The sequence below is a fragment of the Usitatibacter palustris genome (genome assembly GCF_013003985.1).
Lineage (GTDB): Bacteria > Pseudomonadota > Gammaproteobacteria > Burkholderiales > Usitatibacteraceae > Usitatibacter > Usitatibacter palustris.
Map to the genome: position 1 here is coordinate 1,372,627 of NZ_CP053073.1, position 23,624 is coordinate 1,396,250.

The 23,624-nt window shown below is 66.1% G+C and carries 20 protein-coding genes, 1 tRNA gene and 1 other RNA gene; 8 read left to right on the forward strand and 14 right to left on the reverse strand.

What is annotated here, in order from left to right; translation table 11 throughout:
- Positions 1-95: 95 nt before the first annotated feature.
- Positions 96-332, forward strand: a complete 237-nt coding sequence (locus DSM104440_RS07045; RefSeq protein ID WP_171161323.1) for a sulfurtransferase TusA family protein — start codon at positions 96-98, stop codon at positions 330-332.
- 177 nt (positions 333-509) lie between these two features.
- Here the strand turns inward: DSM104440_RS07045 and DSM104440_RS07050 are convergent, their stop codons facing one another.
- From DSM104440_RS07050 to DSM104440_RS07075, 6 genes are read right to left on the reverse strand one after another with little or no spacing between them, the layout of a single operon-like run.
- Complete coding sequence (locus tag DSM104440_RS07050) at positions 510-1,343, reverse strand: SDR family oxidoreductase (RefSeq protein WP_171161324.1); 834 nt, start codon at positions 1,341-1,343, stop codon at positions 510-512.
- An 11-nt stretch (positions 1,344-1,354) separates the two neighbouring features.
- Positions 1,355-2,626 carry an MFS transporter gene (locus DSM104440_RS07055; RefSeq protein ID WP_171161325.1) on the reverse strand — a complete coding sequence of 424 codons (1,272 nt, stop codon included), beginning with the start codon at positions 2,624-2,626 and terminating at the stop codon, positions 1,355-1,357.
- 10 nt (positions 2,627-2,636) lie between these two features.
- Positions 2,637-5,402 (reverse strand): valine--tRNA ligase, encoded by a 2,766-nt coding sequence (locus DSM104440_RS07060; RefSeq protein WP_171161326.1) that lies wholly within the window; start codon positions 5,400-5,402, stop codon positions 2,637-2,639.
- A gap of 11 nt (positions 5,403-5,413) precedes the next feature.
- Positions 5,414-5,761, reverse strand: a complete 348-nt coding sequence (locus DSM104440_RS07065; RefSeq protein WP_171161327.1) for a hypothetical protein — start codon at positions 5,759-5,761, stop codon at positions 5,414-5,416.
- A gap of 2 nt (positions 5,762-5,763) precedes the next feature.
- Positions 5,764-6,183 (reverse strand): DNA polymerase III subunit chi, encoded by a 420-nt coding sequence (locus DSM104440_RS07070; protein WP_171161328.1) that lies wholly within the window; start codon positions 6,181-6,183, stop codon positions 5,764-5,766.
- Positions 6,180-7,667: a leucyl aminopeptidase gene (locus DSM104440_RS07075; RefSeq protein ID WP_171161329.1), complete on the reverse strand. Its 1,488-nt coding sequence runs from the start codon at positions 7,665-7,667 to the stop codon at positions 6,180-6,182. The genes DSM104440_RS07070 and DSM104440_RS07075 overlap by 4 nt, the downstream gene beginning before the upstream one ends.
- Positions 7,668-7,719: 52 nt before the next feature.
- On the opposite strand from DSM104440_RS07075, the gene lptF reads away from it, so the two are divergent.
- On the forward strand, positions 7,720-8,799 hold the full coding sequence (lptF, locus tag DSM104440_RS07080) for an LPS export ABC transporter permease LptF (RefSeq protein WP_171161330.1): 1,080 nt from the start codon (positions 7,720-7,722) through the stop codon (positions 8,797-8,799).
- Positions 8,800-8,860: 61 nt separating this feature from the next.
- A tRNA-Ser gene (locus DSM104440_RS07085) sits at positions 8,861-8,951 on the forward strand.
- 6 nt (positions 8,952-8,957) lie between these two features.
- Here the strand turns inward: DSM104440_RS07085 and DSM104440_RS07090 are convergent.
- Positions 8,958-9,254: a hypothetical protein gene (locus tag DSM104440_RS07090; RefSeq protein ID WP_171161331.1), complete on the reverse strand. Its 297-nt coding sequence runs from the start codon at positions 9,252-9,254 to the stop codon at positions 8,958-8,960.
- 164 nt (positions 9,255-9,418) lie between these two features.
- Here DSM104440_RS07090 and DSM104440_RS07095 point away from each other — a divergent pair, with 164 nt between their 5' ends.
- The gene (locus DSM104440_RS07095; protein ID WP_171161332.1) at positions 9,419-9,904 is read left to right on the forward strand and encodes a GNAT family N-acetyltransferase; all 486 of its coding nucleotides are present in this window, start codon (positions 9,419-9,421) and stop codon (positions 9,902-9,904) included.
- On the opposite strand, the gene DSM104440_RS07100 is transcribed toward DSM104440_RS07095, so the two are convergent.
- A complete protein-coding gene (locus tag DSM104440_RS07100; protein ID WP_171161333.1) occupies positions 9,901-11,178 on the reverse strand; it encodes a DUF4397 domain-containing protein in 1,278 nt (425 codons plus the stop codon). The genes DSM104440_RS07095 and DSM104440_RS07100 overlap by 4 nt on opposite strands.
- A gap of 106 nt (positions 11,179-11,284) precedes the next feature.
- Between DSM104440_RS07100 and DSM104440_RS07105 the strand changes: the two genes are divergently transcribed.
- On the forward strand, positions 11,285-12,943 hold the full coding sequence (locus DSM104440_RS07105) for a phosphoethanolamine transferase (RefSeq protein ID WP_171161334.1): 1,659 nt from the start codon (positions 11,285-11,287) through the stop codon (positions 12,941-12,943).
- Between the two features lie 12 nt (positions 12,944-12,955).
- Here the strand turns inward: DSM104440_RS07105 and DSM104440_RS07110 are convergent, their stop codons facing one another.
- Positions 12,956-13,750, reverse strand: a complete 795-nt coding sequence (locus DSM104440_RS07110; RefSeq protein ID WP_171161335.1) for a hypothetical protein — start codon at positions 13,748-13,750, stop codon at positions 12,956-12,958.
- Complete coding sequence (locus tag DSM104440_RS07115; RefSeq protein WP_246212112.1) at positions 13,750-17,253, reverse strand: FAD-dependent oxidoreductase; 3,504 nt, start codon at positions 17,251-17,253, stop codon at positions 13,750-13,752. The genes DSM104440_RS07110 and DSM104440_RS07115 overlap by 1 nt, the downstream gene beginning before the upstream one ends.
- Before the next feature lie 89 nt (positions 17,254-17,342).
- Here DSM104440_RS07115 and egtD point away from each other — a divergent pair, with 89 nt between their 5' ends.
- Positions 17,343-18,338, forward strand: a complete 996-nt coding sequence (egtD, locus tag DSM104440_RS07120) for an L-histidine N(alpha)-methyltransferase (protein WP_212758250.1) — start codon at positions 17,343-17,345, stop codon at positions 18,336-18,338.
- Here the strand turns inward: egtD and DSM104440_RS07125 are convergent.
- The 4 genes from DSM104440_RS07125 to senB form a co-directional block, all read right to left on the reverse strand.
- Complete coding sequence (locus DSM104440_RS07125; protein ID WP_171161337.1) at positions 18,326-18,958, reverse strand: class I SAM-dependent methyltransferase; 633 nt, start codon at positions 18,956-18,958, stop codon at positions 18,326-18,328. The genes egtD and DSM104440_RS07125 overlap by 13 nt on opposite strands.
- Positions 18,955-20,241 (reverse strand): ergothioneine biosynthesis protein EgtB, encoded by a 1,287-nt coding sequence (gene egtB, locus DSM104440_RS07130; protein WP_171161338.1) that lies wholly within the window; start codon positions 20,239-20,241, stop codon positions 18,955-18,957. The genes DSM104440_RS07125 and egtB overlap by 4 nt, the downstream gene beginning before the upstream one ends.
- 30 nt (positions 20,242-20,271) lie before the next feature.
- Entirely contained in the window at positions 20,272-21,315 is a 1,044-nt protein-coding gene (gene selD, locus DSM104440_RS07135; RefSeq protein ID WP_171161339.1) for a selenide, water dikinase SelD, read from the reverse strand.
- Between the two features lie 66 nt (positions 21,316-21,381).
- Positions 21,382-22,344 carry a selenoneine biosynthesis selenosugar synthase SenB gene (gene senB, locus DSM104440_RS07140; protein ID WP_171161340.1) on the reverse strand — a complete coding sequence of 321 codons (963 nt, stop codon included), beginning with the start codon at positions 22,342-22,344 and terminating at the stop codon, positions 21,382-21,384.
- Between senB and DSM104440_RS07145 the strand changes: the two genes are divergently transcribed.
- Complete coding sequence (locus DSM104440_RS07145) at positions 22,343-23,512, forward strand: SUMF1/EgtB/PvdO family nonheme iron enzyme (RefSeq protein WP_171161341.1); 1,170 nt, start codon at positions 22,343-22,345, stop codon at positions 23,510-23,512. The genes senB and DSM104440_RS07145 overlap by 2 nt on opposite strands.
- 8 nt (positions 23,513-23,520) lie before the next feature.
- Positions 23,521-23,619, forward strand: an RNA gene (gene ffs / locus DSM104440_RS07150) — signal recognition particle sRNA small type.
- The last annotated feature ends 5 nt before the right edge of the window (positions 23,620-23,624 follow it).

The following is a 23,624-nucleotide window of genomic DNA, read 5'->3' on the forward strand; positions in this document are numbered from 1 at the left end:
AATGCTAGCCGATGGCGGACGGCAGGGGCAAGCCGGGGGCCTTGGAAAGGCGGCAAGCCGCCCCGATGTAAAATGCCGGTTCAACGGAGAAGCCCATGACGACCACCCTAGCCGCCGATCGCGAACTCGACGTCCGCGGACTCAATTGCCCGCTGCCGATCCTCCGCGCCAAGAAGGCCCTGACGGACCTCGCGTCGGGCCAGGTGCTCAAGGTCGTCGCCACCGATCCGGGTTCCGTGAAGGACTTCCAGGCCTTCTGCAAGCAGACGGGCAACGAGCTCCTGTCGTCGTCCGAGGGACCTGAGTTCACTTTCTTCATGAAGAAGCGCTGAGCGCTTCACTGGTAATGCAGAAAGAATCCGCAGATAAACGCGGATAAACGCAGATGAAAGCAGAGGTCTCGATGGACCTCGAAATTGAGTCAGCGTGCCCGGACCCCACCGCCCACTCGTCCTTCAGCTTTTCATCTGCGTTTATCCGCGTTTATCTGCGGATTCTTTCTGCCTTAGTCAGTCAACGAAGATGTCCTGGAACAACTCGGTTCCGGGATTGAGCGCGTAGCGCTCGAAGTCCTTCACCCCCGCCTCCCGCAGCACCTTTTCGTCGATGAAGAAGTTTCCCGTCGTCTTGCGGGATTCCGACGTGAGGATCACGTGCGCGGCATCCGCCATGATCTCCGGCGTGCGGCTCGCCTTGAGGATCTCCTCGGGGAAGTGAACCTCGACCGCGGCGGTCGCGATGGTCGTGCGCGGCCACAACGAATTCACGGCGATGCCGTCCTTCGCGAACTCCGCGCTCATCCCGAGCGTGCACATGCTCATGCCGTACTTGCTCATCGTGTACGCCGTGTAGTGCTGGAACCATTCGGGCTTCATCGAGAGCGGCGGCGACATCGTGAGGATGTGCGGGTTGCGGCCGGCCTTCGCGCTTTCCTTGAGGTAGGGAATCGCGGCGCGGGAACAGAGGAACGTGGCGCGCGCATTCACCGTGAGCATCAGGTCGTAGCGCTTGGCCGGCGTCTCGAGCGTGGGCGTGAGGCTGATCGCGCTCGCGTTGTTGATGAGGATGTCGAGGCTGCCGAACTTGTCGGCCGCCTGCTTGATCGCCGCGTCGATCGCGGCGTCGTCGCGCACGTCGAGCTGGATCGCGAGGCCCTTGCCGCCCGCGGCATCGACCTCGGCGGCCACCGAGTGGATCGTTCCCTTCAGCGTGGCGTGCGGATCGGACGTCTTGGAAGCGATGACGACGTTCGCGCCATCCTTGCCGGCGCGGATCGCGATCTCGCGGCCGATGCCCCGTGATGCACCGGTGATGAAGAGCGTTTTTCCCTTGAGCGTGGCCATGCGTTTTCTCCTTATTGGGGCGGTTCCGGCGAGGCGGGGATGATACCGCGGCTGACGTAGACGGGCCGCATGTGCTGGCGGAAAGCGGGCATCTGCCAGAGGAAGATCGCGCCCGCCACGAGGCAGATGATGCCGCCCACGAGGAACGTATTGGGCGCGCCGATGTGCTCGGCGAGGTAGCCCGCGCTGATGTGGCCCAGCGGCGCCGAGCCGATGAAGAACATCGTGTAGTAGCTGAGCACGCGGCTGCGCATGTTCTCGTCCACGATCGCCTGCATGATCGTGTTGCTCGTGGCGCCGACCATGAACAGGCCGAAGCCCGCCATCATCATGAGCACGAACGAGAGGAACACCTCGCGCGAGAAGCAGAAGCCGATCGCGCCCACGCCGCCGATGACCGCGGCGATGCCGATCCAGCGCGCGAGGCCGCGGATCGTGGGGCGCCGCGCGAGGCTGATGGCGGCAATCACCGCACCCAGGCCCACCGCACCGATGAAGAGCCCCACCAACTCCGCGCCGCTGTCGAAGGTCTTCACGGCGATGGCGGGCATGAGGGTCGCGTGCGGGCTGATCGAGAAGCTCACGACCGCGAGCATGAAGAGCATGCGCCGCAGCGGCAGGAAGCCCATGGCGAAGCGCCAGCCCTCGGCGAGGTCCGCGAGCAGGCGCGTGGGTTCGCGTGGCGGCCGCCGGTGCACGACTCGCGTGCGCGCGAGCGCGCCGATCACCGCGACGTAGGAAACCGCGTTGATCGCGAAACACACCGTCTCGTTGGTCGCGGCGATGATCAGTCCGCCGATCGAAGGTCCCACCAGCCGCGTGCCGTTCATCAGCATGGAGTTCAGTGCGATGGCATTGGACAGGTCCTCGCGATTCTCCAGGAGTTGCGCGAAGATCGACTGGCGCGTGGGCGTCTCGAACGCGTTGCACAGCCCCGAGAACAGCGCGAATCCCGCGAGGACCGGCATCGTGATCAGGTGCATCCCGGTGAGGATGGCGAGCGCCGTGGCGTTCAGCATCAGCAGCGAGAGCACCACCATCAGGATCTTCCGGCGCGGCAGGCGGTCGCCGAGCACGCCGGCGATCGGCGAGAGGAAGAGGTACGGGACGGCGTTCAGGAAGCCGATGAGGCCCGTGAACGAGGTGGAACCCGAGATCCGGTAGGCGAGCCACATGAGGGCCACCGACTGCACCCAGGTCCCGAGCATCGAGACCAGCTGGCCGATGAAGTACCGGCGATAGTTGGGCGAGTTGAGCGCGCGGAGGCTGGTGGGGAGCGGCACGTCCGCGCGTTCAGCTCAGCTTGGCAAGCTGTGCGCGCAGTTCGGAGACCTTCGCGGTGTGATCTGCGAGGCGTTTTTTCTCCAGGTCAACGACTTCGGGCTTGGCGCGCTCGACGAACGAGGCGTTGCCGAGCTTCGCTTCTCCCTTCGTGATCTCGCCCTCGAGGCGCGCCACTTCCTTCGAAAGCCTCGCGCGCTCGGCATCGCGGTCGATCTCGATGTGGAGCATCAGCTTGCCCGAGGCCGTCGTCGCGACCGGCGCTTCGGCAGCCGGCAGCTTGTCGACGAGCGTGATTTCCGAGAGGCGCGCGAGCATCGCGATGTGCGGCTTGCAGGATTCCAGCTTCGCCGCATCGCCTTCGAGGAACGCGGGCACCTTCAGCGCGGGCGAAAGGCCCATCTGCGAACGCAGGTTGCGGGCGCCGTTCACGATCTCCTTGAGCATCGCGACGTACGCTTCAGCCGCGGGATCGAGCTTCGCGTCCTCGGCTTCCGGGTAGCGCGCCATCATGATGCTTTCGCCGCCACGCCCGGCCATCGGTGCCACCGTCTGCCAGAGCTCTTCGGTGATGAACGGGATGATCGGGTGCGCGAGGCGCAGCGTGGTTTCCAGCACGCGGATCAGCGTGCGGCGCGTGCCGCGCTGCTGCGCTTCGGTGCCGTTCTGCATCTGCACCTTCGCGAGCTCCACGTACCAGTCGCAGTACTCGTCCCAGGCGAATTCATAGAGCGCGCGGGCCGACACGTCGAAGCGGTATTCCTTGAGCCCCTGGTCGACGTCGCGCTCGGTGCGCTGCAGCCGCGAGATGATCCAGCGGTCGATCTGCGAAAGCTCGACCGGGGCCTGATCGTCGAGGCCGACGTCCTTGCCTTCGCAGTTCATCAGCACGAAGCGCGTAGCGTTCCAGAGCTTGTTGCAGAAGCTGCGATAGCCCTCGCAGCGCTTCAGGTCGAAGTTGAGCGTGCGGCCGTGCGTGGAGAGCGCGGCGTAGGTAAAGCGCAGGGCATCGGCACCGTACGAGTCGATGCCGGTCGGATAGTCGCGCTTGATGCGCTTGGCCGCGGACTCCTTGTGCGACGCGAGCATCAGGCCCTTCGTGGATTTATCGAGCAGCGTCGCGAGATCGATGCCGTCGATGACGTCGATGGGGTCGATCGTGTTGCCCTTCGACTTCGACATGCGCTGGCCTTCACCATCGCGCACCGTCGCATTGAGATAGACGTCGCGGAACGGAATTTCGCCCGTGAAGTGCAGCGTCGTCATGATCATCCGCGCGACCCAGAAGAAGATGATGTCGGCGCCGGTGATCATCACGGAGGAGGGGAGGTAGAACGCCCGTTCGGCGGCGAACGTTTTCTCGTCGGGCCACCCGAGGCTCGAGAACGGCACGAAGGCCGACGAGAACCAGGTGTCGAGCATGTCCGGATCGCGACGATCGGCAGCGAGGCTCTTGCCCGCGGCCTTGGCTTTCGCGGCGGCTTCTTCAAACGTGCGGCCCACGAAGGGCGTGCCGTCGTCCGAATACCACGCGGGAATCTGGTGGCCCCACCAGAGCTGGCGCGAGATGCACCAGTCCTGGATGTTTTCCAGCCACTGGCGGTAGACCGAGGTCCACTCGCCGGGAATGAAGCGGATGCGCCCGTCGTTCACGGGTGCGAGGCCTTCGCGCGCGAAGGTGTCCATCTTCACGAACCATTGGTCGGAGAGCATCGGCTCGACCACCGCCTCCGAGCGTTGCGAACGCGGCTGCATGAGCTTGTGCGGCTTCGTGCCGTCGACGAGGCCCAGCGCCTCGAGGTCGGCGAGCACGCGCTTGCGCGCGACGAAGCGATCGAGACCGCGATAGGCCTCGGGTGCGTTCTCGTTTACCGTTGCCGTCAGCGTGAAGATGCTGATCATCGGCAGCTTGTGGCGCTGCGCGGTCGCGTAGTCGTTGAAGTCGTGCGCCGGCGTGATCTTCACGCAACCGGTGCCGAACTCGCGCTCCACGGATTCGTCGCCGACGATCGGGATCAGCCGGCCCACGAGCGGCAGGCGGATGTTCTTGCCGATGAGGTGCTTGTAGCGATCGTCCTCGGGGTGCACGGCCACGGCCGTGTCGCCGAGCATCGTTTCCGGACGCGTCGTGGCCACCGTGAGATGACCCGAACCATCCTCGAGCGGATAGCGAAGGCTCCAGAGGGTGCCGTTCTCCTCGACGGATTCGACTTCGAGGTCGGACACCGCGGTCTGCAGCACCGGGTCCCAATTCACCAATCGCTTGCCGCGGTAGATGAGGCCTTCTTCGTGCAGGCGCACGAACACTTCCGTCACCGCGCGCGAGCGGGCCTCGTCCATCGTGAAGTAGGTGCGCGACCAATCGGCCGAAGCGCCCAGGCGGCGCATCTGCCCGAGGATCGTGGAGCCCGATTGTTCCTTCCAGGTCCAGACGCGCTCGACGAACTTCTCGCGACCGAGCTCGCGGCGCGACGTGCCTTCACCCTCGAGTTGCCGCTCCACCACCATCTGCGTGGCGATGCCCGCGTGGTCGGTGCCCGGTTGCCAGAGCACGTTGAAGCCGCGCATGCGATGCCAGCGCGCGAGCACATCCATGAGCGTCTGCTGGAACGCGTGGCCCATGTGCAGGGTGCCCGTGACGTTGGGCGGCGGGAGCTGGATGGAGAACGAGGGCCGCGAGGCGTCGAAGGTCGCGCGAAAATAGCCCTTGGAATCCCAGAAGGGGTACCAGCGGGCTTCGATTGCGTGGGGTTCGAACTGCTTGGAAAGCTCGGTCAATTTCGCTTCTTCTACTTTCGTTTCAGGGCTTCGGTCACCGCATCTCCGATGGCATTGGCGACTTCCTGGCGGAGGTCACCGAGCGCGCTCGCGACGGCGACGTGGACTTCGGCTTGCAGGTGTTCCACGAGGCGCTTCTCGAGGTCGGCGGCGAGCCGGCCTTCGACTTCGGCGATCACGTGCGTGAAGATCTCGCGGGCCATGTCCGCGGCAGGGCCTTCGGGCGCATTGCCACCGGGACGCTCGACGATATCCGTGAGCACCGGGATGCCGCCGGTATCCGACCCCGAGCTGGGCGAGGAAATCGCGTGGCGCTTGAGGAGGGAGTCGGCTTTGTCGATGAGGTCTCGGTCGGACACGGTCAACCCTCGATGGCGTTCACGGTGATCTCGTAGCCGCGCTTCTTGTACGAGGCATAGCGGCCGCGGGCGCGCTGCTTGTCTTCGTCGCCGGCCGACACGATCTCCAGCAGCCGCTCGAACGTCGGGAAGAAGGGCGGCTCTTCGTCGGAGAGGTTGATCAGCACGTCGTGGTGCGGGAGCTCATCGCCGGACGCGGCGAGGATCACCGGCGTTTCGGAAGCGACGGCCGCGCCCAGCATGCAATGCGGGACGAAGCGGATCGACTGGAAAGTCCACAGCGAGCGATCGAAGTCCGCGAGGACCTGCGGATCCGGCGACCAGGCGATCACGCGCTTCGACTGCTCGAACGCCTTGGCGGCGAGGCGGCAGGCGAAGCGCTGCTTGTCTTCGGCGTAGTGGTAGAAGTCGATGCGGGTCACGCGGCGCGCTTCACCAGGAAGTGAGCGAGCAGCGGCACGGGCCGACCCGTTGCGCCTTTTTCGGCTCCGGACTTCCACGCGGTTCCCGCGATGTCCAGGTGCGCCCACGAATACGCCTTCGTGAAGCGCGACAGGAAGCACGCGGCGGTGACGGAGCCGGCAGCGCGCGACGCAATGTTGGGGATGTCCGCGAAGTTGGACTTCAGCCCCTCCTGGTATTCGTCCCAGAGCGGCATGTGCCACGCGCGGTCCCAGGATTCCTCGCCGGCGTGCAGCAGCTCGCGCGCGAGCGGATCGCTGTTGGCGAAGAGGCCGGTGGCGACGTGGCCGAGCGCAATCACCATCGCACCCGTAAGCGTGGCGATGTCCACGACCGCGGCGGGCTTGTACTTCTCGACGTAGGTCAGTGCGTCGCAGAGGATCAGGCGGCCCTCGGCGTCGGTGTTGAGGATCTCGACCGTCTGGCCCGACATCGTCGTGACGATGTCGCCGGGCTTCACGGCCATGCCGCCGGGCATGTTCTCGGTGGCGGGAATGACGCCGATCACGTTGAGCGGCAGCTTCATCAGCGCGATGGCCTTCATCGTGCCGAGCACGCTCGCGGCACCACACATGTCGTACTTCATCTCATCCATCTCGGCGGCGGGCTTGAGCGAGATGCCGCCCGTGTCGAAGGTCACGCCCTTGCCGACGAGCGCGACCGGGGCGTCTTCCTTCTTGCCGCCCAGGTACTCCATGACGATCAGCTTCGGCGGCTGGCGGCTTCCCTGCGCAACGGCGAGGAAGGAGCCCATGCCGAGCTTCTCCATGTCCTTCTGCTCGAGCACCTCGACCTTGAAGCCATGCTTCTTGCCGAGGTCCTGCGCCTGCTCGCCGAGATAGGTCGGCGTGCAGATGTTCGCGGGAAGATTGCCGAGGTCCTTCGCGAAACAGGCACCCTCCGCGATCGCGTATCCGCGCGCGACGGCCGCTTCCCCTTCGGGAATCTCACCACGGCTGTCGACATGCAGCGACACCTTGCGCAGCGCGCGCTTGGCGGGGACGGCCTTGGTTTTCAGTTGGTCGAAGCGATAGACGCCGTCCATGATCGTGAGCACGGCCTGCTCGACCTTCCAGCCGGTGTCGCGCCGCTTGATCGGGAGGTCCGTGAGGCAGAGCATGACTTCGGTCGCGCCAGTGGTCTTGAGCCCCTTGGTCGCGGTGGCGAGCGCGGTGCGATACGCCGTCTCGTGGAAATCGCGTTCGCGGCCGAGGCCCACGAGCAGCACGCGATCCGACGGAATCTTGGGAACGTTGTGCAGGAGGAGGCAGGTGCCGGCCTTGCCCTCGAGGTCACCGCGGCGCAACACCTCCGCGACATATCCGCCCGAGGCCTTGTCGATATCCATCGCCGAGACCGAGAGCTTGCGACCTTCGAAGACGCCGACGACCACGCAGCCCGTGCGTTGCTTCTCGGGACTGCCACTCTTTATGCTAAATTCCATTTGTTTTCCTTGACTTGGGTGCGCCTCCCGCACCTCAGGATTATATCCCGCCGTGATCTTCCAGCGCAGCCTGATCCGCGAATTCAGCTTGGTCGCGATGGCGGTCGTCGGCGTTTTGCTCGCGATCATCCTGACTCGGCTGCTGATACTGCTGCTGGGCAAGGCGGCGACGGGTGACGTCCTGCCCGAAGCGGTGTTCGGGCTCATCGCCTTCGGCATCCTCAACTACCTTCCGGTCCTGCTCGGTATCGCGGTGTTTGCGGCCGTGCTCCTCACGCTCTCGCGCAGCTATCGCGATAGCGAGATGACCGTGTGGTTCACCTCCGGTCTTTCGCTCGCGGCATGGGTCACGCCCGTGCTGCAGTTCTGCCTGCCCGTTGCGCTCGTGTGCGCGCTGCTCTCGTTCGCCGTGTCGCCGTGGTCGCAGGCGCAAAGCGTCGAGTACCAGCGCCTGCTGCTCTCACGCGATGAAGTGGCGGGGGTCACGCCCGGCGTGTTCCGCGAATCGCGCAACTCCGAGCGCGTGTTCTTCGTGGACAAGCTTTCCGCGGACGATGCCGAAGTGAACAACGTGTTCGTGCAGTCGACGGAGCGCGACCGCATGGGCGTGATGGTGGCCGAGCGCGGCTTCCTCGAGACCGCGGAGAACGGCGATCGCTTCGTGGTGCTGCTGAAGGGCCGCCGCTACGAAGGCACGCCCGGGACGCTCGACTACCGCACGGTGGATTTCGACCGCTACGCGATCCGCATCGAGGCGAAGGAAGCCAAGCGCGAGGCGCCCACCAACAAGCAGAAGTCCACGCTCGACCTCTTCGACGATCCCACACCGCCCCATGCCGCCGAGCTTCACTGGCGCTTCGCCACACCCCTCGCGGTCGTGATCATGGGGCTCTTCGCGATCCCGCTCGCGTTCGTGAACCCGCGCTCGGGCCGCTCCTGGAACCTGCTCCTCGCGGTGCTCGTCTACGCGCTCTACTCGAACCTGCTGTCGATCTTCCAGGCCTGGACCGCGCAGGGAAAGATCCCCGTCTGGCTGGGCCTGTGGCCCGTGCACGGGGCGATGGTCCTGATCCTGCTGATCCTTTTCTCGCGCCAGCTCTTCTCCTTCCACAAGCTGATACTGGGAAGGTGAGGGCGTTGCCGGTATAATTTCGGGCTTCCTTGCGGCAACCGCTTGGAAGTTGTGCCACCGCGGAGAGGTGGATGAGCGGTTTAAGTCGCACGCCTGGAAAGCGTGTTTAGGTTAATAGCCTAACGCGGGTTCGAATCCCGCCCTCTCCGCCACGTCATTCAATGACGGTCGAACACGCAGCGCCATTCCTGCACGAACGCGGCGCCATTCACCGACTCGAAGCCCCTCATCAGCAGCGCGTCCGTCCCGAGCGCCACCAGCACCGGCTCGTACAGCGGCGACACCAGCTCGTCGGTTCGTGACCCTTGTGGATCGCGCTCGTGCAGATGCAAGGCCGTGGTGCTGACGCTGCCGGTTACCTTGGTCTGGAGTTGCAGGTATCCCGCGATGGGCTTGCGGAGGTCCGCGCGAACTCGCCGGCCGTTACTTCGCAACAGGTAGACGCGCGCTCTCACGCGCCCATGCTAGGGCTGTGGCGCGCGCGAGTGAAATATGGCGTCGCAATGTGAATAACCCGGGTGCGGGCCGCCTTCGGTGGAGCGAGTTATCCAATGGCGTTGGCGCGTGATCGCCGTTTGCGTTTACCCTGCCGGCGTGAACATCGTCGAAACCCCCCCGCTTGTCGCTCCGCCGCCTCGTCCTCGAGGACGCGCCCTTCATCGTCGAGTTGGTGAACGATCCGGGGTGGATCCGCTTCATCGGCGACCGCAACGTGCACTCGCTCGACGACGCGCGCCGCTATCTCGAGAACGGCCCGATGAAGCTCTACGCGAAGCATGGCTTCGGCCTGTGGATCGTCGAGCGCAGGAGCGATGGCGCGCCGGTCGGGATGTGCGGGCTCGTGAAGCGCGACCAGCTGGAGGACGTGGATCTCGGCTTCGCGTTCCTTCCCGCGTACCGGGGGCAGGGCTACGCCCACGAAGCCTCCGTGGGCGTGCTCGACTACGCGTGGGGAAAGCTCGGCTTCAAGCGCATCGTCGCGATCTTCACGGCGAGCAACGAGATCTCCGAGCGCTTGCTGCGCAAGCTCGGCTTCGTGCCCGAGGGCACGCGCGAGCTCACTCCCGGCGATCCGGTCAACCTCTACGCCTGGTCGCGTTCCTAGCGGTCTCGCACCACGCGGATGATCGGGCCTGAATCCGGCCCGAAGAGCCACACGGTGTAGACAGCGGCGGGCTCGAGCGCCACCCCCGCAAGCGTTGCGATGACCGTCTCGGTACCCGCGCGCTTGAACGTGAAGGTGTAAGTCGTATCCGCCGCGAGCGTGATCGGTGTGGTCACGGTCGCCGACTTGAAGGCGAGGTTCGTGGCCTTGCTTTCGGTATTCACGACGACATCCACCGCCGCGGCCGAGGGCAGGACGTTCGCGTAGCGCACGTTGGCGACCGTCGTCGCCGGGAAGATATTGGCGTCGGTAAACACGACCAGCTCCGGCGCGGCGAGCGTGTTCACGGCGACGACCGTGAAGTCGCCCGCGGCATCGAGCGTCTTGGCGAGCGTGGCGATGCTCGTGCCCGGCACATTCGACGACTCGATCGTCAGCGTGCGCGCCCCCGAGGCGACCGTGGTGTAGCTCGTCGCCACCGACGTGTAGACGGTGTCGTTCGCGAAGGCCACGCCGTTCGCCCTGAAATTGAGGGTCGAGCCGAGAATGGCGTTCGCGTACTTCACGCGGGCCAGCGGGTTCGCGACGAACGTGCCGCCGTCCATCGTGAGCAGCATCGCATTGGTGAGACCGCCGCCATTGGCCGGGAAGCTCACGATGGTGTTCTCGGATCCGCCTCCGAAAGCCCGAGGTGCGGCCTGGAACATGATGTTCTTGGTCCCGGACTCGGTGAGGATGACGGTGTACGTGCCCTCGTCCATCTCGATGTACTGGGAGGTGTTGCCGAAGCCCACGCCCCCGATCAGCGGCGTGGCGTTGGAAATGTCCGCGCTGGTTCCGAAATAGAGGTCGACCGGAAGCAGGTTGATCGTCGCGCTCGCGAGGCGAACGGCGATCTTGTTGTTCCGGGGCGAGAAATAATCGTCGAGCAACTGCAGGGTCGCCACGGCATTGGGGAAACCGACCACCAGCATCGTCGTGCGCGTGCCGTCGATGAAGGCGAGATCGCGTTCCACGATCACCGTGCCGTTCGCCGAGGTGCGCACCTTCACGTTGCGTGAACCCGCCTTGAAGTTCGTGAATTCGGAGATGTTCGTGTACGTGACGCCTGACGCCTTCGGGTCGTCGTTGACGAGGACGTCGATGGCGTCGAGGCCGGGAACCGCATGCACGACCCGCAGGTCGGCGGAGTTCTGGTTGCGTCCTTCATTCGAGCAAGCCGCGAGAAGCGCGCACGCCACCACGACGAGGCCAAGCCATCCGAATTTCTTCACGACGATCCTTCCTTGCTTTTGCGTTGCATCAATATGAGGCCAACATTATGGGGCCGAATCGGTCCCCGAGCACGCCGAGCATCACGGCTGGGCTTAGCATTGGGGTATGACGTCATCGACACGCCTTCCGGCCCTCACCCGGACCTCGTTGTTCCTCCTCGTCGCGACGTGGCTTGCGACCGTCCCCAACGCCTACACCGTCCAGCTCTTCCACGAGTCGCGCTCGGCCGGCGAGGGCCTGGGCGCCCTGTTCTTTGCCTTCGGCGGTTGGCTGTTCCTGGTCACCGCTTCGCTGTTCCTGCTGGTGGTCCTCGGCCTGTTCTTCTGGGGTCGTGGGGCGAAACTGCTTTGCATGGCCGTGGTGCTGGCCGCCGCACCCTTGTCTTTCTTCAGCACGTTCCTCGGCACCCGCTTCGACAAGACGATGCTGGTCAACATCGTGCAGACGAACCCGGGCGAGAGCCTCGAGCTCCTGAACGCGCGGTTGGTGGCGTGGGTGCTCGTTGTCGGCGTGCTGCCGGCGATCCTGCTCTGGCGCTGGCCGCTGCGGCCCAACGAGGGCCGGATCACCTCCGCCCTGCGCCCGGTGCTCGCGCTGATGGTGCTCGTCGTGATCACGACCGGGGTCGTGTACGCGCAGTACGCGCGCTACGCGACCGCAATCCGGAATCGGGACGTCACCTTCCACACCGTGGCGCCGGGCAATATCCTCGCGGCGGCCATTTCCGTGGGCGTGATGGAATTCGCCGCGAACACGGTCCGTGCGCCGCGAGGCACGGATGCGCACCAGGACTATGCGATCGCGAAGCCCAGGCTCCTCATCTTCGTGCTGGGCGAAACGGCGCGTGCGCAGAACCACGGACTCAACGGCTACCTGCGGGACACCACACCACGGATGCGCGCTTCACGCGGCTACTACTTTCCCGATACCGAGAGTTGCGGCACGGCCACGGCGATCTCTGTCCCGTGCATCTTCTCCGGATTCACGCGGCACGAATTCTCCCTGCTGCGCGGGCGCGAGAATGAAACGCTGATCGACGTCGTGGTGCGATCGAAAGCCCGCGTCCTCTGGCTCGACAACGACTCCGGATGCAAGGGCGTGTGCGACAAGGCCGACTTCGTGGATTACACGGGCTCGAGCAATCCTCGCTGGTGCCCCGAGCCGGGCGAATGCCACGACGAGATCCTGCTCGACGGCCTCGAAGCGAAGATCCGCGCGGAAAAACGCGACACGCTCGTGGTCCTCCACTTGAAGGGTAGCCACGGGCCGGCGTACTACAAGCGCTATCCGCCCGCGTTCGAGCGCTTCGTGCCGGCGTGCCGCTCCAACGACCTCGCATCCTGCGACCGGGCCTCGCTTCGCAACGCCTACGACAACACGATTCTCTATACCGATCACGTCGTGGGCGAATCCGTGCAACTCCTCGAGCGGCTCGGGGACCAGTTCGCGACGGCCTTGCTGTATGTGTCGGATCACGGCGAGTCGCTTGGAGAAAACGGCCTGTACCTGCACGGAATGCCGTTCGCGGTCGCGCCGAAGGAGCAGACGCACGTGCCGATGTTTTCGTGGGTGTCGCCGCAGTTCATCCGGCTGGAACGCTGGAATGCCGCGTGCATGCTGGGCCAGACGAAGGTGCCGCGGACACACGACAACGTCTACGCGACGGTGCTGGGCTTCATGGAGATCGAGTCGGTGGAGTACAAGCGCGAGCTCGATCTGTTCGAGCCCTGCGATCCGCCGTCCACGCCGCACCGCGCCCGATAATCGCGGACACGGCTACTGAGGCAAGGCCGGATCGGCCGGGCAGAACTGCCGCGGCGCATACGCGAGCACGGTCTCGGCCGCTGCGGAACGCAGCCTCGCCTGCATTTCTTCGGTGACGTTCAGCCCCGGAAGGAAAGGCAGCGTGTCGGGTGAGGTGCCCGTCATCGTCGTGGCGATCGCCAGCGCGGCGAGGAATGCACCGGCGGGCGCCGAGTGGTTGCCGTCGGCGTCGTGCAGGATCAGCGACGGGGTGCGGGCACGTGCAAGATCCCACGCCTGCGGTACCGGTGCGACGCACGCGGGTTCAGCGCGGGCGATGGATGTGTAGACGTCGAGGATCCGCGGCGTTTCCGCGATGCCGTTTCGCGGCCACTCGGGAAAGATGATCGGCGTGGCGCGAGCGCTCCGGGCCTTGCGCACCAGCGAGACGGCGCCGTCGATCGGATACACGAACTGGCCGCTGCTGCTGTAGGGCTGCGCCTGGAGGACGACGAACGTCCACGTGCGGTTCTCCATCAGCTCGAGCGTGCCGGGATGACCCGCGCGTTCGTCGAGCATCATGATGCCCGGCGCCTGGGTCACGGCGACGGATTTTCCCGGCCGCGCGGCGCTCACCATTGCGGCGACCATCGAAGGCAGGTCGTTCGCCGCGGTGTGGCTGTTGCCCAGGAAGAGCAACGTGATGTCGGCCGTCGGCCCGATTGGCGGATTGGTGGTGGGTGGCGATGCGCTTCCGCCACCGCCGCCACCACCGCAGCCCAGGACGAGGAGGGCGAGCGCAACGCTGGCGGCGCGGCCGAACGGCATCAGTCCGCCCGGGTTCGCAGGCCCGTTTGCCGCAGCGAGCGATCCACCCACTGCGCCGTGAGCTTCTCCTGCAGCGAGTTCTGCCCGAGGCGCTCGCGCAGCGCCGGGAAATCCACGCGGTCGAGCGGCTGGTCCTGGTTGAAGCACGAGAAGATGTACGTGACCTTGCCGGTCGCGGGATCGACGTGCGGCTGCAGGCACTGCGCGCAGATCTCTTTCATCATGCATTGCATCGGCGAGTTGATCGAGCCAATGCCCACGTGATCGGGGCGCAGGTAGGGCTTGAGGATCGCGTGCCGCGCGCGGCCCACGGCGGCCATCATGCCGTCGGAACCGATCGCGATGACGCGCTTGGCGTCTTGCATCCGCACGGTCGCTTCGCCGAGGGCGCCGGACGCGTGCGCGGCCATGCCATCGACGATGTTGCCGACATACGTCTTGTCGCCGGGGCGCGTGGGCTTGAAGCCGGGCGCTTCGTCGCAGCACCAGATGACTTCATCGGCCGCGGCTTCGATCTCCGCAACCTTGTAGCGGTCGATCAACTTCTTGTAGCCGGCGAAGTAGAGGACCTTCGATCCCTGGCGGCGGAAGTCCGCGCCGATCGAGAAGAGCACCGCGTTGCCGAGTCCGCCGCCGACGAGGACGACCGTCTCGCCGGGCGACGTGACCGTGGGCTTGCCGGTGGGTCCCATCAGCACAACGGGCTCGCCGGGCTTGAGGGTCGCGCACAGGTCGCTCGAGCCGCCCATCTCGAGCGCGATGATCGAGACGAGTCCCTTGTCGGCATCCACCCACGCACCGGTCATCGCGAGGCCTTCCATCGACAGCGTGGTGCCTTCGACGCGCGTCGAGAGTGTCTCGAAGTTCTGGAGGCGATAGAACTGGCCGGGCTTGAACTTGCGCGCGGCGAGCGGGGCGCGCATCACGACTTCGACGATCTTCGGCGTGAGGCGCTCGACGCGCTCCACGCGCGCACGCAGGAGGTCGTTGAGTTGCGCGATGAATCGCGGCGTCTCGGCGGCATCGCGCGTCGGGCGGCGTTGTAGCACGCGGCTCACCACCGGATAGCCTTGCTTCGCCGAGCCCATCGCCTTCACGACGTTGCCGAAGAACGACGGGTGCAGGTCGCCGAAGTAGCTGATGTAGCGGTTCTCGGCGTCGCGCGACATCAGCACCTGCGGATTGCTCGGCTTCGCGGAGCGCTCGGGCGTGACCGGGTTGCCGTCGTCGTCGATCGCGCGGAAGTACTTGCCGTCGAGGACGAAGCCCTTGCGATCCTCGCGGGCGAGCACCGTGTTGGGCTGCGTGCCGGCGGCGATGAGGATGGTCTTCGCGGCGAGCTCGACTTCGCTCGTGGCGCCTTCCGCGGTGGCCGCGCTGGCGATGAGCGAGCGCGCGTGGCCGAAGCGATCGAGCTCGATGCGCGCCGGCGTGAGGTTCTCGGCGAAGCGGATGCCTTCCTCGAGCGCCTTCTCCACTTCCTCGTGGTTGAGCGTGTACGACGGGCTGTCGATGAGCCGCTTGCGGTAGGCGATGGTCGCCCCGCCCCAGGACTGGAGGAGCTCGACGATCTTCGCGTCGCGTCCCTCGCGAGCGGCATCCGCGCGCTCGCGGCGGAGGGCGAGCGCGTGCGCGAGGAACACTTCCGCGGCTTCGGTTTCCTCTTCGTTCCACTCGTTGCGCACGGTGCCCGCGCTGCGCTCGGCGCAGAGGGCCTCGTAGCGCGCGAGGAACTTTTCGACCTGAACGGGATAGTAGGCGAGCGATTCGGTGGCCGTGTCGACCGCCGTGAGGCCGCCACCGATCACGACGATCGGCAAGCGCACCTGCATGTTCGCGATCGATTCGGTGCGTGCCGCGCCGGTGAGCTGCAGGCCCATGAGGAAGTCGGACGCAGCACGCACCCCGCGGGCGAGGCCGTTGGGAAGGTCGAGGATCGTGGGCTTGCCGGCCCCGAGCGCGAGGGCGATGTGATCGAAGCCCAGCGACCACGCGTCTTCCGACGTGATCGTGCCGCCGAAGCGGATGCCGCCGATCATCGCGAACTGCGAGCGCCGTTCGACGAGCAGCCGCGCCATCTTCAGGAAATTCTTGTCCCAGCGCACGGTGATGCCGTACTCGGCGACACCGCCGAAGCCCGCCATCACGCGGCCGTCGAGCGGCTCCTTGAGGCTCGCGACATCGCGGATCGGATGGAACGCCACGCGGCTGCCATCGGCGGCCACGCCGGAAATCGCGGGGTCAAGCGGCTCGATCTTGAGGCCATCCACGATCACGACCGTGTGGCCATCATTCATGAGGTGATGCGACACGGTGAAGCCCGCAGGGCCCGCGCCGACGACGAGCACGCGCTTGCCGGTGGGGGGCAGTGGGAGCGGACGTCGGAGATTCAGCGGATTCCAGCGCGTGAGCAGCGAATAGATCTCGAAGCCCCACGGCAGCTCGAGGATGTCCTTCAATGTGCGCGTCTCGGCCTGCGGGATGTCGACGGGTGTTTGCTTCTGGTAGATGCACGCCTTCATGCAGTCGTTGCAGATGCGGTGACCCGTGGCGCACACCGTCGGGTTGTCGATCACGATCATCGCGAGGGCGCCGACGGACCAGCCCTCGGTCTTCAGCTTGTGGAACTCGGAGATGCGTTCCTCGAGCGGGCAGCCCGCGAGCGGAATGCCGAACGGGCTCTTCTTAAACGCGATCGTGCCGTCTTCCGCGGGCTTTTCCTTCAGACCCTTGGAGCACGAGTCCTTGCCCTGCTCGTGGCACCAGATGCAGTAGTTGGCCTCGTCGAGCGCGCCGGCGAGGTTGGTCCCCGGGTCGGTGAGCGCGAAACCGCTGCGGCGGCGGATGTGATGAAGCGTATGGACGGTGTAGCCCGCCTTCGTATCCGTATCGACGGGCACGAGGTGCATCGGGTCCACGCGTTGCGGCGGCTTGAAGAGCACGCCGCCCTTGTAGCGGCGCCGGCCCTCGGCGGTGTGCGCGGCCCACGCGGCGAAGCGCTCGGCGGCGGCGAGGGCTTCGGCGTTGCCGGTTTCGTCCTCCTGCCAGGCGAGCACGTGAGTCGCGAACGAGAGCTCCTCGAACGGAGCGCCGAGGAAGCCCGCGACCTGCGCTTCGAGCGCGGCGCCGTCGAACGCGGCGGCCTCGTCGGCCTTGATCTTGAGCATCGCGCGGCGTTGCACGAACTTGCGCTTCACGCGGTAGAGCGGGGCGAGGGCTTCGACTCCGGCCTGCAGCGCTTCGACCTCGCCTTCGATGTCGAAGAGCTCGCCGATGAAACGGTCGAGTGTCGGCGCCGCGGCGATCAGCAGCTCGGCTTCTTCCTTGTAGGAAAGTGACGCAACGCTGTTACGCGCCGTGACGAACCGATCGTGGAGCGCGCTGTCTTCACGGCGTAGCATGTCGAGAAAGGCCGCATCGACCCTCTCGAGGCCGGGGCGGTCGTGGAGGTCTTCGAAACGAAGGCTGAAGGCGAGACGCAGGGGCTTGGTAGCGGCGGACATGCCGTATTCTCGCATCCGGGCGGCCTTGCTTCGCGTATTCCCGGAGTCCGCTTGGGGGCATTCCCCGCGCCATCGAGGAGGAAAAGCCGGTGAGCAGCGTCGTCCACCTGAAGAAGCCCGCGGCCGATGCGCGCGGGTACAGCATCGTCCACCGGCCCGGCAAGGCCATCGTCGACGAGCGCGCGGAGGTCGTCGCGGGCCTGCTCGCGGCGCCGGCGCGAATCGCGCCCAAGTATTTCTACGACGAGCTCGGCTGCGCGCTCTACGGCGCGATCTGCCAGCTCCCCGAGTACTACCCCACGCGCACCGAGATCGCGATCTTCCGCGATTTCCGCAGCGAGATCGCCGAGGCTGTGGGCCAGGGCGGCCAGTTCGTCGACCTCGGCGCCGGCGATTGCTGCAAGGCCGAGGCGTGGCTGCCGTTCCTCAATCCCGCTCGCTACCTGGCCGTGGATATCGCCGGCCCGGAAATCGAGCGAGCACTCTCGCGCATGGCGCCCGATTTTCCCGGCACCGAACTCGTGGGTGTGGTGACCGACTTCACGCATGGCGTCGATCTCGAGGGGCTTCTCGATGAGCGCGAGGTCACGTTCTTCTACCCGGGCTCGAGCATCGGCAATTTTTCGCCGGAGGATGCGCGCGCACTGCTCGCGTCGATCCATCGCGCCTGCGCGACGCGGCCCGGAAGCGGCCTGCTGATCGGCGTGGATGGCAAGAAGGAAAAGGCGCTGCTCGATGCCGCCTACGACGATGCGCTGGGTGTGACGGCCTCGTTCAACCGCAACATCCTGCTGCATCTCAATCGCCGCTTCGGGTTCGACTTCGCGCTCGATGCCTTCACGCATCGCGGCTTCTACAACGAGACCGCCGGCCGCGTGGAAATGCACCTAGAGGCCGTGAGCGAACAGGTCGTGAAGGCGCGCGGTTACGAGCGCACGTTCGCCAAGGGCGAGCGTATCCACACGGAGAATTCGTACAAGTACACGCCGGGTGAGGTCGCAGCACTCCTGCAGGATTCGGGATTCACGCGCACGCGCCGGTGGTCCAGCCCTGGCGACGGCTACTCCGTCTTCTACGCGTCCTGACGCACGCGCCCCGTGGCGATGTAGTGCTGGCTGAAGGGGCTCGTTCGCACCCGGAAGTCCGTGAGGAATTCCGGCATCAGCGACCACGGCGCGTCCATGCCCTCGAAGTTCGTGATGTAACCCCGGTGACTCAGGCGTAAATACCAATTCGCGGGTGCCAGCCACGGCGCATAGAGCTTCGTGCTGGTCGCGGCCACGCGGGCACCGGGCTTCGCCAGGCGCATGAGGTTGGCGAGCGACGTGCGCGAACGCAGGATGTCGTGCGTGTAGCTCAGGAGGATTGCATCGAACGGGACCGGCGCGCGGTAATCCTCGGCGGTGGCGCATTGCAAGTCGACATTCGCAAATCCGGAGTCACTGACGCGATGCGCCGCGATCTCCAGCATCTCCGGGGATGGATCGAACGCGAAGACGTGGCCGTTGGTGCAGACGGCGGCAGCGAGCTTCGGCAGGCACCAGCCGGTGCCGCAGCCTGCGTCGAGGACAAAGTCACCCGCGCGCAGATCGAGGGCCGCGATCGTCTCGTTGCGAATGTTGTCGATCAGCTGCGTGCGCCGGTCATAGCGAGGCGCGAGCTTGCGATAGTGCTCGAGGGATTCGGCGAGGTTGGCGCCGCTCACGGTGCGTCGCGCGCGAGCCGCAGTCCGGAGAACTGCCAACGCACGTCCGGCGGGAAGAAATTGCGGTAGCTCGCGCGGATGTGCGAGGCGGGCGTTGCGCAGGAGCCGCCGCGCAGCACGTACTGGCCGCACATGAACTTGCCGTTGTATTCGCCGACCGCGCCGGCCTCGGGGCGGAATCCGGGGTACGGGCCGTAATCGCTGCGGGTCCACTCCCACACGTCGCCGAACATTTGCGCGGGCACGCCGCGCGGCGAGGCTTCGCGCAACGCGAGCGGATGGAACGCGGCGCTCTCGAGGAAGTTGCCCTCGCGCGCGACACCGGCGGCGGCGACCTCCCATTCGGCCTCGGTGGGCAGGCGTGCATCGGCCCAACGGGCGAACGCCTCGGCTTCGAGGAAGCTCACGTGACAGACGGGCGCGTTCGGATCGACGGGCATGAGGCCGCGCAGCGTGAACGTGTGCCATTGGCCGTCGCGCTTTTCCCAGTAGAGCGGTGCTTCCCAACCGCGGGCCTGCACGGCGTCCCAGCCGAGCGAGAGCCAGAGCTCGGGCCGGCGATAGCCGCCGTCTTCGATGAAGGCGATGAAGTCGCCGTGCGTGACCGGGTGCGAGGCGAGTTCGAACGCGGGCAGGAACACGCGGTGGCGCGGCGTCTCGTTGTCGAAGGCGAAGCCCGCGCCGTCGTGACCGATCTCGTGCAGCCCCTCGGCGAACGCGATCCAGTCGGCCTTGCGCGCCTGCACCGAGGTGAGCGGCCAGTGTTTCTCGTAGGCGGGCTTGAGCGGATTGCGCGACAGCATGTGTTTCAAGTCGGTGAGGATCAGCTCCTGGTGCTGCTGCTCGTGGTTCAGGCCCAGCTCGATGAGCGCGGCCACGGGCTCGGCGTGCGCGGCATCATGGAGGAAGTCGTCCATCGCGGTTTCGACGTGGTCGCGATAGGCCATCACGGCATCGAGGTCGGGCCGCGTGATCAGGCCGCGCTCGGGGCGAGGGTGCTTGTCGCCGACACCGTTGTAGTACGAATTGAAGAGGACCTTGAACGCGGGATCGAACGCGCGGTACTGCGGCGCGTGCTGCGACAGGATGAAGGTCTCGAAGAACCACGTCGTGTGCGCGAGGTGCCACTTCGTGGGACTCGCATCGGGCATCGACTGGATGGCGCAATCCTCGGCCGAGAGCGGTGCGGCGAGCGCGCGGGTGCGGGCGCGGATCTCGCGGAAGCGCTGTTCCAGCGCGGACAATCGTGAGGCAAGGGGTGCGGCGCGCGCGTTCGAATCCACGGACTCCTCCTTGGCGTTTTTGCGGGCGACCTACTGCACCGATACGGACGGTTCTCCGGCCTGGATGCGGCCGATCACGGCCGCCTCGCCGAACCCGTCATCGCGGAAGATCCGCAGCACTTCTTCCGTGCTGCCCGGCGAACATGCGACGAGCAGGCCACCGCTCGTCTGCGGGTCGGTAAGAATTGCCTTCTGCGCTTCGCTGATCGACGCGCCGAGCTTCACGCGGTCGCCATAGCCGGCCCAGTTTCGACCGGACGCGCCCGTGACAATTCCTTCGGCGGCGAATTCGACCACGCCGGGAAGCAGCGGCAGGCGGTTCCAATCCACGCTTGCGGCCACCTTCGAACCCTTGGCGATCTCGACGAGGTGTCCGAGCAGGCCGAATCCCGTGACATCGGTGAGGGCAGTGACGCCCGCGACGGTCCCGAGCTTGGTACCGGGCGTGTTGAGCTTCGTCGTGCTCGCGATCATCGCGGCGTACCCGGCGTCATCGAGGCGGCCCTTCTTGAGCGCCGCGCTGTAGATGCCCACGCCCAGGGGCTTGCCGAGCACGAGGTCGTCTCCGGGCTTCGCGCCCGCGTTGCGTTTGAGGTTCTTCGGATCCACGAGGCCGATCGCAACGAGGCCGTAGATGGGCTCGACCGAATCGATCGTGTGGCCGCCGGCGATCGGGATCCCAGCGCGCGCGCACACGGACTCGCCGCCTTCGAGGATCTTGCGGATCACTTCGACCGGCAGCTGGTTCACGGGCATGCCGACGAGGGCCAGCGCGAAGAGCGGTTGTCCGCCCATCGCATAGACATCCGAGATCGCGTTGGTCGCGGCAATGGCGCCGAAGTCGAACGGATCATCGACGATGGGCATGAAAAAATCGGTGGTGGCGACGATGGCCTGGTGGTCATTGATGCGATAGACCGCGGCGTCGTCGCTCGTCTCGATACCCACGAGGAGATCGGCGGGCACGATGCCGGCCGCGCCCTTCGCGAGGATCTTCTCCAGGACGCCGGGCGCGATCTTGCAGCCGCATCCTCCGCCGTGGCTGAACTGGGTGAGACGTACCTGCATGTCCATGCGAACCCTTACGTGATCACGGCGCAGCGCCGAACCGCGATTCTAGTCCTTTGGTCCAACCGTGATCTAAGCAAGGAGCGAGGACAAAATCCGCCCCAATTGGCGCGCCTCGTGTTCCGGGCGGAAGAGGGGCGCGCGTTTCCTGCAGGCGCGCGTGAGCTCGCGCAGGTAGGCGGGGTCGAGTGCTTGCGCGAGGCGGTCCGCGAGCTCGGCAGGTTCTCCCACCGGAAAGAACCCCGGATAGTCGCGGCCGAGCATGCCGACGTTGCCCGACATGCGGCTCGCGATCACCGTGCTCCCCGATGCGAGTGCCTCGGCAATGACATTGGCCCCGCCTTCGAGGCGCGAGGGATGCACCAGCACATGCGCGTTGCGAATCGCGATGCGCGTGAGGCCGTGGGCGAGCGGCCCGAACCAGCGATAGCGGGGATCGTGCTTCGCGGTGCTCCGCGCGAGCTTCGCCAGCCTCGGGTCGAGCGCCGCGCCAATGTGGCGCACGCGGATGGGCAGCGAGCTGGGCAACAGCGAGAGCGCGCGAAACAGCGTTTCGGGATCCTTCTCCTCGCGCAGGTGGCCCACGGCGACGCAGTCGAGGCGGCCCTTCGCCTTCGACGCGGGACGCAACGGTGTCGCCGACTGGTAGATCACCGCGCTCTTCTTGCGCCAGGCCGCGCGGAGGTGATCGAGCGCGTCCTCCTGGAGAACGATCACGCGATCGGCGATGTCGAGGGAGCGGACGGCCTCCTTGTTGCCGGGCAGGTCGCCGTAGAGATCGGTCCCCGTCAGCACGAGTGCAATGCGGCCGTGCGGGTTGCGATCGCGAAAGGCGCGAATCGATTCCGCGCTGCGGCGCGCATGCAATGCGATCAATGCATCGGCTGGCTCACCACTCCAGGCCGTCTGTAGAATCACCCGGAAGCGGTCGCGAAGCATTTCCGACCAGCGCGCCGCGGTGCGCCAGTTCCCGTCGTTCTTCTCGCGGGTGCCGGGCGTCACGATCCTCACGAGCGGTTTGGCGACAGGAGCCATGCGGGAATTATACGAACCGGCGGCATTGTCCGAGGCGCTTTCGGAGGCGCGCGCCCGCACGCTTGCGATCTACTCGCACCTCGACGTAGGCCAATGGAACGTCCCTTACCTCGAGACGGTGAACCCGCCGCAGTGGGAACTCGCGCACATCGCTTGGTTCCAGGAGTTCTGGTGCCTGCGAAACGGCGGGCGCGGCGGCCGGTCGCACTTCGAGAATGCCGATGCGTTGTGGAACTCGAGCATCGTCGCGCATCGCGATCGCTGGGAGATCGCGCGGGCTCCTCGTGCGCCCGTGAGTGCGTACATGGCCGACACGCTCGATGCGACTCTCGAGGCGCTGGCACGCAGTAGCGAGGAAGAGCGCTACTTCTTTCGTCTCGCGCTGCTCCACGAGGACATGCACGCCGAAGCGTTGCTGATGACGCTCCAGGCGCTCGCTTTGCCGGCGCCCCCGTTGCCGGCGCTCGATCCGCCGCATTCGGAGCCGACGCCCACGCGCGACGTTATTTTCGACGGTGGCGAGTTCGTCCAGGGCACGCCCGCAGGCTCGCGCGCGTTCGCGTTCGACAATGAAGGCCCGGCATTCACGACCCACGTCGACCCCTTCGCCATCGCCGACCGGCCGGTGTCGCAGGGCGAGTTCGCGCAATTCGTGGAGGATCAGAAGCTTCCGCCGCCGCGATATTGGCGACGTCAGGACGGCACATGGCAGGCAAGGCGCTTCGACACATGGCACGCGCTCGACGCTTTCGCACCGATGATTCATGTCGCGTTGCCCGAGGCCGAGGCCTATTGCCGCTGGGCGGACCGCAGGCTTCCGACTGAATCCGAGTGGGAATTCGCTGCGCGTGAATCCGTCGAGGCGGGGACGCTGGACTATCGCCATACCGGGCCTCATGGCGGCGGGCAGGGCCTTCGCCACATGCTGGGCGGCGTCTGGGAGTGGACCGCCTCGCCATTCGCGCCGTATGCAGGCTTCGTGGCCGGCCCCTACACGGACTACTCGCAGCCGTGGTTCCACACGCACCAGGTGTTGCGTGGCGGGTGCTTCGCCACGCGAAGCCGACTTGTCCACAATCGCTGGCGCAATTTCTACCGCCCCGAGCGCGCCGATGCCTTCGCAGGATTTCGCACGTGCGCGCGGAACGAGGCGATCCCTGTGCGATAATTTGCGCTGGCGGGCCCCCCCGCATTGAAGGGCGGCAAACCTGGTCAGGTCGGGAACGAAGCAGCCATAGTCGATTCCTTCAAGTGCCGGGGACAAGGCTCGCCTCTTCCCA